The following is a 15,686-nucleotide window of genomic DNA, read 5'->3' on the forward strand; positions in this document are numbered from 1 at the left end:
AAACGCTGCCAACGAAAGAGGGAATTCTGATGCTTCAGAGGTTCAGAGAGCTCAACACACTGCGCAATCAGATATTCATCGGTTTTTTGCTGGTGATGCTCATTATTATTCTGGTGTCCGGGGCATTTGTGTATGACCGTGTCTCGATTCTGCTCAAAAATAATGCCGAGCGGCACATCCAGCAGACGGCGGTTCAGGCCAACGGAAGGCTGGATGCGCTGACCGGCCAGATTGACGGTCTGATGGAGCAGGTGGCCAATCATCCTACCGTTCAACAGCTGCTGCTGGAGGAGCTGGACGGCAATGAGGTGTCCTTCAATCAGCGCCAGTCGCTGCTGCAAATTGTCTCCAGCTATCAGGCGTACATGCCGAGTGTAGGCTCGCTGGAGCTATATACCGCTGATTACAGGCTGCTGTTCCCGATTAAGGAAGGCAGCCTGGAGAGCAGGATTAACGAGCAGCATATCAGTGAGGCTAATGCCCAGAAGGGGCGGCTGGTCTGGATCGGCGTTGATCCGCATGATGATCAGAGCCTGCTGGCGATCCGCCAGGTCAGCCTGATGGACCGCTGGTTCTCGCGGGGCGGCTACCTGATGGCCCGCATCCAGCGCAGCTACTTCCAGCTCGACGATCCGTTCTCCGGCAGTGACAGCGGGGAGTCTGTGCTGCTTGTGAATGATGAAGGACAGCTCCTCGGGAGCAGCGGAACGCCGCAGGAGGATCTGCTGCCGCTACTGGAGAGCGGGGATCAGACGGTGAGCTTCCGGGGCAAGGAGTATGTGCAGGTCAAGCTGCGCTCGGACAAGACCTCCTGGACGCTGCTGGTGCTGACACCTGTCAGCTATGTCACCAAGGGACTGTCCGTGCTGCGGACGGTGCTGCTGGTGTCAGGCGGAATCGGAACCCTGCTATTCCTGATTATATCCTTTCTGTTGTCGACAATGATTACCCGGCCGATTATTCACCTGATCCGGGCGATGCGCAAATCCCGTATGGGGGTGCTGACCCCCAATTCGCAGAAGGTATCTACCATGGAGCTCCGGGAGCTGAATAATACCTACAACGGTATGGTGGCTAATATTAATGATTTGATCAGGGTGGTCTATGAGAAGGAGGTCCTGCAGAGCCGGACCGAGCTTAAAGCCTTGCAGGCGCAGATCAATCCCCATTTCCTGTTCAATACGCTGGAGGCCTTCAACTGGTCACTGGAGGAGAAGGGAGAGGAGGAGCTGGCCGGATTAGTGGTCATGATGTCCAGGCTATTCCGCTACATTATGGGCAGCCCGCACAACAAGGATGAATGGGTCACGCTGAGTGAAGAGGTGGAGCAGATCAGGCGGTATCTGCGGATTATGGAGATGCGGATGGGAGAGCGGCTGTCCTGGGACATCAGGCTTGACCCGCATGAGGCTGCTGTGCCGGTACCTAAGCTGCTGATTCAGCCGATTGTCGAGAACGCAATTCTGCATGGAGTGGAGAGCCGCGTCGGCAAGGGCGTGATTGAAGTAATCATCACCCCCTCCTCCCGCAAGGGTTGGACCTCAGTGGAGGTGTCGGACAACGGGCCGGGTATGGATGAGGCCACGCTGCTGGCGCTGCGTGATGCGCTGGATGGCGGGCCCCCGGTCTCTGCCAAGGGCAGCGGAGTCGGGCTGGTGAATGTGCAGCGGCGGCTGAAGCTGTACTATGCGGAAGCGGGCATGAAGACGGAGGGGCTGATCGTAGAGAGCCGGCGGTCTGAAGGGACTGTAATAAGGTTTGAGATTCCAAGCAATGGAGGAGATACCTATGAGTCTGGGCAACAAGACGATTCTAATCGTAGATGATGAACCAAGAACGCGTCAGGGGATTAAGCAGACGCTGGAAGTATGGGCGGCAGGCCGGTATATCGTGGAGACCTGCGACAACGGGGTGGAAGCGCGCGAGCGGCTGCGGCAGGAGCGCGTCCATCTGCTGATCACAGATGTGCGCATGCCGGAGGTGAGCGGGCTGGATCTGATCCATTCGCTGCAGGAAGCTCCCCGGAAGCCGGTGATCATTGTCATCTCCGGCTATGCGGAGTTCGATTATGTGCAGCAGGCGATGCGGCTGGGGGCAGTCAATTATCTGCTAAAGCCGCTGGACAAGTCCGAGCTGCTGACAGTGGTCGAGGATGCGCTGAAGCGGGAGGAGGAGCAGCAGCGCCATGTGAAGCTGGAGAAGCTGGTGGATCACAAGCTGCTGGAGATTGATCCGGAGCAGGCCGGGATGGGGCAGCCGGTTAAGGAGGCCATTGCCTATGTGGAGCAGCATTTGCACGAACAGCTGACGATGGCTGAGGTAGCGGGGATGATTCACCTGAATGCCAGCTATTTCAGCGTGCTGTTCAAGGAGCAGGCCGGGGTCTCCTTCACTGAATATCTGTCCCGTCTGCGGATTCAGCGGGCGAAGGAGTTATTGCTCCAGACCGCGCTGCCGGTCGGGGAGATTGGAGAGCGTGTAGGGTATCGGACGGATAAATATTTCATTAAGGTTTTCAAGTCCTTGGAGGCGATAAGCCCGAGCCGATACCGTCAGCAGATGAAGGGCGGAGCGCAGGAAATCCAATAAATGTGGTATTTTAGCCAATAAATGTGCCCTTATCTGCCTCAGAGTACGATGCTAGAATTTGAATGATAGCGATTACATGGATAATTACGGCCTTTTGCAATGTGAGATGGGGAGGCAATGGCAATGCGAAGGAATCACATGACCAAGGGGCTGCTCCTGGCCTGCATCTGGCTGCTTGTTCTGACAGGCTGCGGCTCTGCGGGAGAGAATAATAGTGAGCTTGCAGCTACCGGTGCCTCTTCCCCCAAAATAACCATTCATATGATGCACATCTGGCCCGCCGGACTCTCCGCGCAGCAGTATAAGCTGGTCAGCCAGATTATCGCAGAATATGAGAAGGAGCATCCGGGTATTATCATCAGGCAGGATGTGCTGGAGAATGAGCAGTATAAAAGCAAGCTCAAGGTGCTCTCCGCTTCCAATGACCTTCCCGATGTGGGCATAACCTGGGCAGCCGGCTTCATGGAGCCTTATGTAAGAGGCGGATTATTCGCTCCGCTGGATGACATCCTGCATGGCGGGCAGCTTAAGGATAAGTTCCTGAAGAGCACTACAGAGTCTTATGTTGTCGATAACAAGACCTATGCGCTGCCTCTGGAGATGAACATCTCACCGATCTTTTATAATAAAGAGATCTTTGCCCAATATAATCTTCAGGTGCCAACAACATATGAGGAGTTCAAGGCAGTTGTGAGAGCGCTCTCCAGTCATGGTGTGCCTCCGGTGGGGCTGGGTAATAAGGACCGGTGGACAGGCTCGCTGTGGTATATGTATCTGGCGGACCGTATTGCCGGAAGTGAGACGCTCAAGCGGGCAACGAAGGGGACGGGCTATTTCGATGATCCCGGACTGGTGCAGGCAGCAGCGGAAGTGCAGAACCTCGTCGATATGAACGCCTTCAACAACGGCTTCAACGGCTTGTCGTATGATGAGGGCAAATCGGAATTCATGGAAGAAAAGGCGGCCATGTACCTGACCGGTACCTGGGAGCTGCCCAACTTCACGACCAACCCGGAGATTCCGCAGGCCTTCAAGGACAAGGTCGGCTTCTTCAAATTCCCTACGGTGGAAGGCGGGAAGGGGAATTCGGGCGACTGGGTAGGCGGTCCGGGTGTCGGACTGTTCGTAGCGGAATCGTCCAGGGTGAAGGAGGAGGCCAAGGCTTTTGTCGAATACTTCGTCTTCAAATGGGGCGAGGCTTCAGTGACGAGTGCGGGGGTGATTCCGGCGACCAAGGTCGATACCACGAATGAGGAGCTGCCGCAGCTATACGTGGATCTGCTGAATGAACTGAACAATGCCAGCAGTATTACCCTGTTCGCGGATGTGCAGATGAAGCCGCATGCTGCCCAGGTCCATCTGGATATGATCCAGGCGCTGTTCGGCAAAGCAGTCACGCCGGAGCAGTTCGCAGCCAGACATAAGGTTGCAGTAGCCAAGGGGAACTGAGCATGGGATAAGCTTACGACAAAGGGATGCTAATCAGCCGTATTTCCGGTGGCTGATTAGCATCCCTTATTGGTGTGAGGAGCTGCCGCAGAATTAGTGCGCCGGAGCGGCCGGAGCAACTTCCGGCGGTTCGTGCTGGATCAGGCCATGCTTCTCCCAGGCTCTGCTTTTCCAGCGGAAGTACATAATGACTGCCCGCACCCATTCGTCGAACGCTGTGGCCAGCCATACCCCGGCCAGACCCAGATCAAGTGTGAACACCAGGAAGTAGCCCAGCGGCAGACTCATGCACACCATGGAAATCATGCCCATGTAGACCGGGAACTTGGCATCGCCCGACGCGCGCAGCGAGTTGATAATGACCAGATTGCAGGTCCGTCCGGTCTCCAGGAAGAAGCTGAGCAGGATGACCTGGGCGCCCATAGCGATAATCAGCTCATTATCCGTGAACAGACCCAGCAGCGGCTTGCGGAACAGAATGACGATCAGGTCCATGATGACTGTGACCAGCAGCGCCCACTTCACACTGGTGAACACCCGTGAGTAAGCCTCCTGCGTCCGTTTTGCACCTACAAGATGCCCCACAATAATTGAGGTCCCCATTGCCACCGCTACGCTGAACAGGAAGATGTAGTTCGAGATATTAACCGCATACTGGCGGGTAGCCATGGCCTCGGCCCCCAAATAGGTGATGTACAGGGTGAAGACGAGCTGGCAGCACTGGTACATTACGGATTCGAAGGCGGACGGAATACCGATTTTGAGAATCTGCAGCACGTATTTCTTGGAGAGGTGAACGTAATAGCTCCATTTCACGCGTACCTCCATAATCCGGTAGAGCAGCAGAAAGAAAATCAAGAGAGCGATGGAGCGGCTGATTACGGTTGACACGGCCGCACCCTCCACGCCTAGCGCAGGCAGTCCGAAATGGCCGAAGATCAGCAGATAGTTACCGCCGACATGGATAACGTTCATCAGCAGCGATACCGCCATCGTCTGCTTGGTGAAGCCATGGGTCCGGATGGTGGCGGCCAGCGCGTTGATGAGGGCCTGCAGGAAGATCGCGCCTCCGACAATGTTGATATACGAGCGGGCGTAGGCGAGAATGTCACCCTTCACGTTCAGCGCCTGCAGCAGGTGGCCTCCGAGCAGCAGCATCACTGTACTAAGTATGATCCCTACCACAAGATTCAGGGTAACTGCATTGCCGATCACTCTGGCGGCTTCTTTGGGCTGCTTGGAGCCGAGGTACTGCGACACGACGATCGCCGCGCCGTTACCGATGACACTAAGCGCCAGAATAGCTATGGCAATAATCTGATTGGCTGCTCCGACACCGGAGACCGCATCATCGGACACCGAGCTGATCATGAAGGTATCCATACTGCCCATGAGCATGAACAGGAACAGCTCCAGGAAGATTGGCCAGGTCAGCTTCATTAAGTTGAATGTCTTGGGCTTGCTTGTTTCCATCATACACCTTCTTATTAGGATTCCTTGCGGCTGTGAATCTTTGAATCAAATGTATGGTAGCACAGCTGTTGTGAAAATGCAGTAGGATTTCAGACATGTCGGCTAAAAATCCCCCGGCTTCGCCCAATAGTATCCTCCAGGTGACTACCTCACTTTAAAGTGCCTACTTCCCTAATCGGCAGTATATCCCTAAACTGAGAAGCAGCACTTCCTAAAATATATTACGGATAAGGAGAACTTACACATATGAAATTACAGTTAGCACTCGATCTGGTGGATATTGCCGGAGCCAAGGCGGTTGTTGCAGAGGTTGCCGAATCTATAGATATCGTTGAGATTGGAACACCGGTCGTTATTAATGAGGGGCTGCATGCGGTAAAAGCGATCAAGGAAGCTTTTCCGGCGCTTACGGTGCTGGCCGATCTCAAAATCATGGATGCTGGCGGATATGAGGTCATGAAGGCAGTGGAAGCAGGCGCGGGCATCGTGACTGTGCTGGGTGTATCTGATGATTCAACGATCCGCGGTGCGGTGGAGGAAGCGAAGAAGACAGGTGCAGAGATCCTGGTCGATCTGATTAATGTGAAGGATCTCAAAGCCAGAGCCGCTGAAGTGGATGCGCTGGGTGTGGATTATGTCTGCGTGCATTCCGGCTATGACCATCAGGCTGAAGGCAAGAATTCCTTCGCGGATCTGAGAGATATTAAGAGCGTAGTTACCCGGGCCAAAACTGCAATTGCCGGCGGCATTAAGCTGAGTACGCTGCCTGAAGTGATTGCTGCGCAGCCTGATCTGGTAATCGTGGGCGGCGGTATTACTGGCGAAGCCGACATGAAGGCAACTGCTGCGGAAATGAAGCGCCTTGTAAGCCAGGCTTAAGCAGCCATGGACACGCAGCAATACGCACAGGAAATTGTGAAGGAGCTGGAGGGCTCCGTCTCCGGGCTGAATGCCGGAGGAGGTGAGGCGCTGACGGAGGAGCTGCTGCGCGCAGGGCAGATCTTCGTGGCCGGTGCCGGTCGTTCCGGCCTGATGGGCCGGGCCTTCGCCATGCGGCTGATGCAGGCCGGGCGGACAGCTTATGTGGTCGGAGAGACAGTAACGCCGGGCATTGGCCCCGGCGATGTGCTTGTACTGGGTTCCGGCTCAGGCGAGACGAAGGGACTGGTCTCCATGGCTGAGAAAGCCAAGGCAATCGGAGCAGCTGTAGTCCTCGTAACCATTCAGCCGGATTCGACGATCGGACGTCTCGCAGATTATACAGTCAAGCTGCCTGGCGCTCCCAAGGAACGGCCGGACGGAGGCTATACTACGCTGCAGCCGATGGCCTCCTTGTTTGAACAGACGCTGCTTGTATTCTATGATGCAGTTATTCTGCGGATCATGGAGCAGACGGGGCAGACCTCCGGCCGGATGTTCGGCAAGCATGCCAATTTGGAATAGCATACGATTTGGAATAGAATAGAGCTTGGAATACAATAAAGCTATCACACGGATGCTTTCCTTGACGGGAGGGCATCCTTTGCTGCTTATGTGCGGTGGGCGATGGATTTGTATTATGATGATAGCCGGAAGGGGGCTAAATATTGGCGACTGAAATTAAAGACCGTATCAACCTGAAGGAGATCAACTGCGAGAAGGAGCTTACGCTCGCTGTGATCGGCGGCAAGTGGAAGCTGATTATACTGTGGCACCTGGGTCTGGAAGGGACTAAGCGGTTCAGTGAACTCAAGAAGCTGATCCCCCATATCACCCAGAAAATGCTGACCAACCAGCTCCGCGAGCTGGAGGAGGATCAGCTGGTATTCAGGCAGGTATATGCGGAGGTTCCTCCGCGGGTAGAGTACTCCCTGACAGAGTATGGACATACTCTGATGCCGGTGCTGCGCATGATGTATGACTGGGGCAAGAATTACGGGGACAAGGTGATCTGGAAAGATGCACCTCACTGTGATAGGTAGCAACTGTAAACGAAGTCGTTCTATTTGTATTGTGCAAAATTAAGTTGTATACTAACATTTGTGAAGATTTAAATAAATGGAGGCTGATAGGTATGCTGAAGACAGAATATAGCCCGCTGCTGGAGACGTTCAAATTCAAGAACGGGATTGAACTGAAGAACCGTGTGGTCATGGCGCCGATGACTAATTTCTCCTCCAATGAGGATGGAACCGTCTCCCGGCCGGAGCTGGATTATTATATCCGCCGTTCGGGCGGGGCGGGGATGGTCATTACCGCGTGTGTCTATGTCTCACGCGGCGGGAAGGGCTTCCCGGGTGAATTCGGAGCTGACCATGACGGGCTGATTCCAAGCCTGCGTGAGCTGGCGGAGGCCATCAAGGGCGAAGGAGCGAAGGCCGTGCTCCAGATCTTCCATGGCGGACGCCAATGCCCGCCGGAGCAGCTGGTTGACGGACAGCCTGTCAGTGCAAGCGATGTGCCGGCTGAGCTGCCGGGCGGGGGACAGGGGGCGGTTCCGCGCCCGCTGACAGACGAAGAGATTACCGGAATTATCGCTGATTTCGGTGAAGCGACGCGCCGGGCGATCGAGGCCGGCTTCGATGGCGTCGAGATTCACGGTGCGAACGGATATCTGCTGCAGCAGTTCTTCTCGCCGCATTCCAACAGACGCGAAGACCGCTGGGGCGGGGATCTGCAGAAGCGTCTCGCCTTCCCGCTGGCCGTTCTGCGCAGTGTCAAGGCTGCGGTGAAGCAGCATGCAGAGGGTGCGTTCCTTGTAGGCTACCGCTTCTCGCCTGAAGAGCCGGAAACGCCAGGGATTACGATGGCTGACACGTTTGCCCTAATCGATGCGCTGACAGCGGAGGGGCTGGATTACCTGCACGCCTCCCTCATGGAGCTGTGGTCACTGCCACGCCGGGGAACGGAGGACAGCCATCCGCGTATTGAGCAGATCGTAGACCGGGCGGGAGACAAAGCTCCGGTAATTGGCGTAGGCTCGCTCTACTCTGCCGCCGATGCCCTGAAGAGTCTGGACAGCGGCATCAGCCTGGTGGCGCTGGGCCGTCCGCTTCTGATTGAACCGGACTGGGTGCAGAAGCTGGCCGGGGGCCGGGCCGATGAGATTAAGACAGAGCTTGATCCGGCTGCCCAAGCAGAGCTTGTGATTCCGGACCCGCTCTGGAGAGCATTGATCCATACACCGGGCTGGCTGCCGGTTAAGCAATAAAGCAGGCAGACGGATAACGGTCTGTGACCAAAGCAATATAAGAACCCCGTGCTCCCTGTTTCCAGGGCGGCACGGGGTTCTTGCTGTTTTTAATATAATCTTATTTACGCTTTATGTTCCGCCAGACGGGCAATCTCAACGATAACCTGTACAGCCTTCAGCATTACGTCTACAGAAGCGTATTCAAATTTGCCGTGGAAATTCTCGCCTCCGGTGAAAATATTCGGTGTGGGCAGCCCCATATAAGAGAGCTGTGAGCCGTCAGTCCCTCCGCGGATTGGACGGATAACCGGCGTGATTCCGAGGCCCTCCATCGCTTCCCGGGCGATATCGACGATATGCCGGACGGGCTCGATTTTCTCGCGCATATTATAGTATTGGTCATTCATCTCCAGCACGATGTTGTCCGCTCCGTATGTAGATTTGAATTCCTCCACAATTGCGGCGATATTCGATTTGCGGTTCTCGAACTGCCCGCGGTCAAAGTCGCGGATAATGTAATGCAGCTTGCTGTGCTCGGCACTGCCTTGCATGGAGATCAGGTGGTAGAACCCCTCGTAGCCGTCTGTGAATTCAGGGGCTTCACCGGCGGGCAGACGGAGATGGAAGGCCATGGCGATTTTGGACGAATGGATCATCTTGCCCTTGGCTGTACCGGGATGGACATTGACTCCGTGGAAGGTGATTTTGGCGGCGGCGGCATTGAAGCTCTCATATTCCAGCTCCCCAAGCGGGCCTCCGTCCACGGTGTAGGCATAGGAAGCACCGAAGGCGGCAACGTCGAACTTATGCGGGCCGCGTCCGATTTCTTCATCGGGGGTAAAAGCGACCCGGATCTTGCCATGCTTAATCTCCGGATGCGCCAGCAGATGGGCCATAGCCGTCATGATCTCAGCGATGCCTGCCTTGTTGTCTGCCCCCAGCAGGGTGGTGCCGTCGGTCGTAATCAGCGTATGCCCCTTGTAACCGCTCAGCTCCGGGAAGCTCTTCGTGGACATGATAATATTCTGGGCTTCATTCAGCACCAGATCCTGCCCGTCATAGTTCTCTACAATCTGCGGCTTCACATTCGTGCTGGTGAAATCCGTAGCGGTATCCAGATGGGCCAGGAAGCCAATCACCGGAACCTCTTTATCTGTGTTGGCGGGCAGCGAGGCCATGACATAGGCGTGCTCGTCCACCGTAATCTCCGTCAGTCCCAGCTCCTGCAGCTCCTCTGCCAGCTTATGCGCCAGTACCATTTGGCCTGGAGTGGACGGGCAGCTCTCGCTGTCCTCGCTGGATTGGGTATCCATTTCAGCATACGATACAAAACGTCTAATTAATTCTTCCTTCAATGCGGGTCATCTCCTCTTCAGCTTCGTATGTCTATATTATCACGATCCGGCCCGGGTCTCATACTTTAGGCGGAGGGTGAGGAGTGAAAGGGGATGGAGGCTGGCTGGAGACTAGCTTGGCCGAGAGCAGGTAGCGCTCGGGCGCTGCGCCTACATAAGAGAATGGGTAACAGGTAATCAAGGTGAGTACGGGGTCTCTGCTGGGCTTAATCGCTCCCCGCGTATCTCCGTCAACAATCCGGCTCCCGGTCACTTCATAGGTAAAAGTGCCTTCCGCTGTAGCAAGCTCAAGCCGGTCTCCGGTCTCCAGCTCGCCGAGACTGCGGAAGACGGTATCACGGTGTCCGGCCAGCACGCTGTTGCCTGAGGCGCCCGGGGCGGCACTAGCCTCATCGTGTCCGGCGCCCCGCTTAAGCTCCGCCCGTCCGGTTCCCTCCAGAATGGCGACCCGCTTTTTAAGCTTCGGAAAATAGATCTCCCCGATTACCTCTCCTGCTATATAAGCAGGTTTGTCGCCTGTTGGTGATTCTGCGCTGCTGACCATACCTTCAGGAAGCGGCGTTTCTTCTTCGGAACTTACGGGAAGCTGGGCTTCCTCCCTCTTTTTGTCCCAGATACTCAGGGCTTCGCGGGCTTCGGCGGGCGCTTTGAGGATCTGGAAGGCGGAATATAGCATAACGCACAAGGAGAGCAGGAAGATCAGCTTGACGGCTAAAGTGAACCCGCTGCGTATCTTCATGCTCTCTCCTCCTTACATATACATAAAGTTACTTCTTCTGGCCCAGCCTGCGGAGTACAAGCACACTAATCATGGCGACAACCAGGCTGGCCGCAATCAGATTGTACCAAGGGCTGGCTGTGTCGGGCAGTCTGCCGTCTTCCTCCGGCCCGCCCAGCGGAAGCGCGTCATCAGTGAGGTTGACCTCCTTCCCTGGTGAAGGGGCTGGTGTGCTGCCAAGTGCAGCGGCTCCGGAATCCGGAGTCGCGGACGGACGGTTGCCGCCGTCTTCCTCTCCTGCCCCTAGCGGAACAGGCTCCTCGCTTACGCTCACTCCATCCGGTGCTGCCGTAGCAGTTGCCGGTGCCTGTGATGGCGCTGCTGAACTGCCAGGCGATGCACTGCCGGCCGGTGAGGCTGTAGGGACTGTTGTTGCAGCAGGCGGCGTACTGCCAGGGCTGCTGGTGGACCCCGGCGTTGACGTAGGCATAGGCGTTACTGCAGCCGTTGGCGTATCTGTGGGTTGAGGTGTAGAAGTCGGCCCGGCTGTAGGCGCAGGCTCCGCTGTGGCAGTGAATTCAAAGGCGACACTTACCGTCTTCTCCTGGAACTCGTTGCCTGCCTCCGGCGGGAACAATACCTTCATTTCGATCGCTTCCTCTTCCCCTCCGGCGAGCGAGCCGATGGTCACTACCCCCGGGGCCTCGCTCATTACCCCTGAGTAGAGGATTACTCCCTCTTTTTGCAGGGTCATTTGCAGGATATTGTACAGATCTGCGTCCCCGGAGCGGAACTGAAAGGCTACTGCATAATCGAACGGATCATTTCCGTCATTGATAATCTTATAATCCGAAGCCATCGTATCTCCCGGCTGCATGTTGTTCATGGTTGCCGTACTGGTCGTATGTGAGTTGACAGTGAGCTTGATCGTATCCTCAGCGCTGACCCCTCCGGCATGCCAGATTACACCTGCCAGAACGGCCAAAATATACGCGCCAATTATAGATGTATGTCTCTTCTTCACTCTCCCCGCCCCTTCCTGTGCAGACCTTCGGCAGCCACCAGCCACAATCCGCCCCGGTTCGCCCTTCTGAATCATAGTTTGTCGAATAAAGTGGTTTCTTGAAGAACTACTACACATTAAAACGATAGTATAAATCAGAACGAGCATGAACGGATCTGGATGAGCCTGAACGTGCGTGAACGAGGCGGAATGGTAAAAATACACTAACGTTCGTTATAACGAATATTAATTACAGTATAATCTCTAATGGGCATAAAGAAAAACCGAAAAAGATACTTTAAGTGAATGAATTCGGGCGTTTATTATGAATAAACGGCATTTATTTAATATTTACTGCGGTTAACTCATTATTTCTCTGTATATTACTGGATTTTGTATTTTATAAAGAACAATTTGATCTGGAAAGGCTCGGCTCCATAATTTCTACACCGAACACATTTGTCTTTTGGAAAATTGACTTTATATTTCAATGAGCAGAAAAGATCTTCTTCATTCTTAATCTGGTTTTTAATAATATAATTAATTTCTCCTAACTCATGTTTTTCATTTACAATATCTAAGAACTGGATTTCCAACATGAACAGCGAATTTATTGATCCTGCAAAAGAATTTCGATGAACGCTGGACAAACTTTGCACGTTTCTTGGTGTAGCCGTAGGAGAAATACTAGAGCACGTAGAAGAACCGCCACAGGAATGAAGTGGCGGTTCTTCTATGGCCGCAAATGCTGCAAGACTAAAATAGCCCATTCAGCTACCTCAATGGAGTTCTCCATAGGTAGTTAAATGGGCTAATTATATAGACTGGCTTGTAATCAGACTAGTACAGTGTCAGGTTTAAAAGGGTGGATAAGCTTGTTAAACTCCACCCCGAAATCTAACGGACCGGAGAGATCTTATCCCCACGAAAACGCCACTTTTTGCAGCGTAACGGACTCAGGCGGCCTTATTGTCTCCCTACGAGACGTTTTGGAGCCGAAGTGTAAAGGATAAGGCCCATGGAGTCCGTTACTCGCCCAGTTGGCGACTTTCTTCCCAAATAAGAGCACCTCAGTCCGTTACGCTAAGCCAAACGCCCCTGAAGAACAATCCCCGCTTGGAAAAGATGTAATTTGAAGGGTAATTGCTTCTGCTCCACTATTTTAAATCTGATGAGCTACTACGGCCTTATTACTTCTTCAACAGGTCGGCCACAAGCTCATACGAATGCAGGCGGGCAGAGTGATCATAGATCTGTGAAGCGATAATCCACTCATCGGCACCCGTCTCTTCGAGAATCTGGAGCAGCCGCTCTTCGATCAGGGCCTGGTCGCCCGCAATGGAGTATTGCTGTTTACTCATAAGCAGTGCTTTCTCCTGGGAGGTCCAGATTCCGTCCAGACTGTCTACAGGCGGCTGGAGCTTGCCGGTGCGGCCACGAATAATGTTCAGGAATTGCTGCTGCTGGGAAGTGGCAAGTCTGCGCGCTTCCTCCACCGTATCCGCTGCCGTAATTCCCAGACCCACCATAACATAAGGCTTGTCGAGTACTGCTGATGGCTTGAAGCTGGTACGGTACAGATGCAGAGCCGGCAGCAGATAATCCGGTGCGAAGTGGCTGGCAAAAGCAAAAGGCAGACCCAGCTGGCCCGCAAGCTGGGCGCTGAAGCCGCTGGAGCCGAGCAGCCAGATCGGGATGTTCAGTCCTTCACCGGGGACGGCGCGGACACCGGCCGGACGGGAGCCTGATCCTTCGGGGTCGAAATACGCCCGCAGCTCGCTAAGCTGCTCGGGGAATTCACTGCCATCGCTGCCGAGGCCGCGGCGCAGTGCTCTGGCTGCCGCCTGATCCGAGCCGGGGGCTCTGCCCAGACCCAGATCAATCCGTCCGGGATACAAGGATTCCAGCGTGCCGAATTGTTCTGCAATCATAAGCGGTGCGTGGTTGGAGAGCATGATGCCGCCTGAACCTACGCGGATGGTGTTAGTTCCGGCTGCGACATGTCCGATAACAACGGAGGTGGCGGAGCTGGCAATGCCGGTCATATTATGATGCTCTGCCAGCCAGTAACGGTTATACCCCCATTTCTCAGCATGACGAGCCAAATCAAGGGTGTTATGAAAAGAATCCGCCGCCGTTCCGCCCTCCCGGATAGGGGCTAAATCCAGTACGGAGAATGGTATGTCGTGCAATTGCTTCACATGAATCCCTCCTATAGTAGATGCATTCCGCATCAGTAGCATTATTTGCAGCCATGAATCAATATACCCGCCAATTATAACATGAAATAATATAATTTACACACTTTAAGTAAGCGGCATGACGGGGAGAGGGAACTTGAAGGGGGAAAGGTACAGTTACTGAAGGGATGAATTTGGAGTATTTGAACTGAATTTGGACGGTTACAACCGTAAAGCAAGGGCTCCGCAGGCAAAAATGTAAGCGAATAACAATTTGCTTGCCAATTTAAGGGAGCCTTGCTATAATCGCTTTGAAAAGCTTTTCTAACTTAAGCGGCAAGGCCAACCCTGGTAAGGAGGGCACACGTTTCGGGCTAAAAGAATAAGAAGGAAGTCAGACTATGAAGCCAACAATCAGAGATGTCGCCAAGATGGCCGGAGTATCCATCAGCACTGTGTCCCGTGTAATGAATGCCCCGGATACGGTCGTGGAGAGTAAGCGCAGCCGGGTCATTGAAGCGATAGAAGCGCTCAAGTATCAGCCTAATGCATTCGCACGGGGGTTAATTTACAGGAAGTCATTCACTCTCGGGCTACTCATTCCCGATATTGAGAACCTGTATTTCGCAGGGGTGATCCGGGGAATGCAGGATGCCTGCATTAAGCTCGGTTACAGTCTGATGATCTGCAATACAGACCGTGACAAGGAGCGGACATTGTCCTATATGGATACTTTTCATGAGAAGCAGGTGGATGGTGTTGTGTTCGCCAGTGATATTCTGCACCCTGAGTATTATGAGAAGCTTATTGGCTGCAGAATTCCATTCGTGCTGGTCTCCTCCCATTCCGATGAGTACGAGGTAGCGTCGGTCGAGGTGGATGATGAGAAGGCGGCGTATGATGCTGTGAAATTCCTGATTGAGCTGGGGCACCAAGAGATTGGAATGATCGGCTTCAATCATGATAATTCGGTGTCCGGGCCACCGCGGATGGTGGGATTCGTGAGAGCCCTGAGCGAATCGGGGCTGGAGCGTAATATCGGCAAAATCAAGTACGCTAACCACCGCTTTGAGCAGGCCTATCAGGCAACGCATGAGCTGTTCACAGAATATCCAGAGCTAACAGCAGTATTCTGTGTAGCGGATGAGTTCGCTATGGGGACGATCTCTTACTTAAAGGACCGCAATATTCTGGTTCCCGGTCAGGTATCGGTCATCGGCTTCGACAATCTGCGGATGTCGGGAATGTTCATTCCGAAGCTGACAACAATCGCACAGCCTATCTATCAGCTGGGGTACCGGGCGGCCGAGAAGCTGCATGAATTGCTGACCACGGGCAAGGTGGCTGTCATGAAAGAGAAGATGGAGCATAAGCTAATCGTAAGAGAATCCTCGCGTGAGAAATGAGATGTAGTTCCTGCGGGCTGAAGCACGGCTGCCTGGGGATAGGGCAGCACGGTTTCTTTACACTCTTCTGAAAAGCTTTTCAGAGTGACGCGTTAGAGGAATGTGAGCGAATCGTTTCGGGAACCGTTTCAGGAACTGTTTCAGGAACCGTATCCACAGAAGAAGGTACTAACTGACTATTGGAAGCGCATACATTATTGTGGGATATGGAGAATGTACGTTTGAATTAGCGGTGTTAATGGGTGTGGGTGCCTGTTGTCCGTGAATTAGGTTAAGGAGGTGGGTTGCTGCTCTGCCGGAAGGGATTCCGGTAATGAAGCTGGTTCAATGCAGTCTCTAAA

General features: G+C 54.0%; 14 protein-coding genes. 9 read left to right on the top strand and 5 right to left on the bottom strand.

Annotated elements, in window-relative coordinates:
- The first annotated feature begins 29 nt into the window (after window positions 1-29).
- From MKY64_RS29160 to MKY64_RS29170, 3 genes are all read left to right on the top strand, one after another.
- The gene (locus MKY64_RS29160) at window positions 30-1,826 is read left to right on the top strand and encodes a cache domain-containing sensor histidine kinase (RefSeq protein ID WP_036728290.1); all 1,797 of its coding nucleotides are present in this window, start codon (window positions 30-32) and stop codon (window positions 1,824-1,826) included.
- Window positions 1,789-2,589: a response regulator transcription factor gene (locus tag MKY64_RS29165; protein ID WP_036728093.1), complete on the top strand. Its 801-nt coding sequence runs from the start codon at window positions 1,789-1,791 to the stop codon at window positions 2,587-2,589. Before MKY64_RS29160 ends, MKY64_RS29165 begins: the two co-directional genes overlap by 38 nt.
- Before the next feature lie 123 nt (window positions 2,590-2,712).
- Window positions 2,713-4,038 carry an extracellular solute-binding protein gene (locus MKY64_RS29170; RefSeq protein ID WP_036728095.1) on the top strand — a complete coding sequence of 442 codons (1,326 nt, stop codon included), beginning with the start codon at window positions 2,713-2,715 and terminating at the stop codon, window positions 4,036-4,038.
- A gap of 93 nt (window positions 4,039-4,131) precedes the next feature.
- On the opposite strand, the gene MKY64_RS29175 is transcribed toward MKY64_RS29170, so the two are convergent.
- Window positions 4,132-5,511, bottom strand: a complete 1,380-nt coding sequence (locus tag MKY64_RS29175) for an MATE family efflux transporter (RefSeq protein WP_340957353.1) — start codon at window positions 5,509-5,511, stop codon at window positions 4,132-4,134.
- 246 nt (window positions 5,512-5,757) lie between these two features.
- Between MKY64_RS29175 and hxlA the strand changes: the two genes are divergently transcribed.
- From hxlA to MKY64_RS29195, 4 genes are all read left to right on the top strand, one after another.
- Window positions 5,758-6,390, top strand: a complete 633-nt coding sequence (gene hxlA, locus MKY64_RS29180) for a 3-hexulose-6-phosphate synthase (RefSeq protein ID WP_036691992.1) — start codon at window positions 5,758-5,760, stop codon at window positions 6,388-6,390.
- 6 nt (window positions 6,391-6,396) lie between these two features.
- Window positions 6,397-6,954, top strand: coding sequence for a 6-phospho-3-hexuloisomerase (gene hxlB / locus MKY64_RS29185; protein ID WP_339252140.1), 558 nt, complete (start codon window positions 6,397-6,399; stop codon window positions 6,952-6,954).
- 143 nt (window positions 6,955-7,097) lie between these two features.
- Entirely contained in the window at window positions 7,098-7,472 is a 375-nt protein-coding gene (locus MKY64_RS29190; protein ID WP_036728101.1) for a winged helix-turn-helix transcriptional regulator, read from the top strand.
- Between the two features lie 95 nt (window positions 7,473-7,567).
- Window positions 7,568-8,701: an NADH-dependent flavin oxidoreductase gene (locus tag MKY64_RS29195; protein WP_445671735.1), complete on the top strand. Its 1,134-nt coding sequence runs from the start codon at window positions 7,568-7,570 to the stop codon at window positions 8,699-8,701.
- A gap of 104 nt (window positions 8,702-8,805) precedes the next feature.
- On the opposite strand, the gene pepT is transcribed toward MKY64_RS29195, so the two are convergent.
- The 3 genes from pepT to MKY64_RS29210 are packed head-to-tail and all read right to left on the bottom strand — an operon-like array spanning window position 8,806 to window position 11,780.
- Complete coding sequence (gene pepT / locus MKY64_RS29200) at window positions 8,806-10,038, bottom strand: peptidase T (protein WP_340957360.1); 1,233 nt, start codon at window positions 10,036-10,038, stop codon at window positions 8,806-8,808.
- A gap of 58 nt (window positions 10,039-10,096) precedes the next feature.
- Window positions 10,097-10,777 (bottom strand): sortase, encoded by a 681-nt coding sequence (locus MKY64_RS29205; RefSeq protein ID WP_340957362.1) that lies wholly within the window; start codon window positions 10,775-10,777, stop codon window positions 10,097-10,099.
- A 28-nt stretch (window positions 10,778-10,805) separates the two neighbouring features.
- Window positions 10,806-11,780, bottom strand: a complete 975-nt coding sequence (locus MKY64_RS29210) for a hypothetical protein (protein ID WP_209868674.1) — start codon at window positions 11,778-11,780, stop codon at window positions 10,806-10,808.
- Window positions 11,781-12,401: 621 nt separating this feature from the next.
- Between MKY64_RS29210 and MKY64_RS33495 the strand changes: the two genes are divergently transcribed.
- Entirely contained in the window at window positions 12,402-12,479 is a 78-nt protein-coding gene (locus MKY64_RS33495) for a hypothetical protein (protein WP_445671736.1), read from the top strand.
- Window positions 12,480-12,949: 470 nt separating this feature from the next.
- Here the strand turns inward: MKY64_RS33495 and MKY64_RS29215 are convergent, their stop codons facing one another.
- Window positions 12,950-13,993, bottom strand: a complete 1,044-nt coding sequence (locus MKY64_RS29215; RefSeq protein ID WP_076074762.1) for an LLM class flavin-dependent oxidoreductase — start codon at window positions 13,991-13,993, stop codon at window positions 12,950-12,952.
- 347 nt (window positions 13,994-14,340) lie between these two features.
- Between MKY64_RS29215 and MKY64_RS29220 the strand changes: the two genes are divergently transcribed.
- Window positions 14,341-15,345, top strand: a complete 1,005-nt coding sequence (locus tag MKY64_RS29220; protein ID WP_340957369.1) for a LacI family DNA-binding transcriptional regulator — start codon at window positions 14,341-14,343, stop codon at window positions 15,343-15,345.
- Window positions 15,346-15,686: the final 341 nt, after the last annotated feature.

The organism is Paenibacillus sp. FSL R7-0210 (assembly GCF_038009085.1).
Taxonomy (GTDB): domain Bacteria; phylum Bacillota; class Bacilli; order Paenibacillales; family Paenibacillaceae; genus Paenibacillus_AQ; species Paenibacillus_AQ silagei.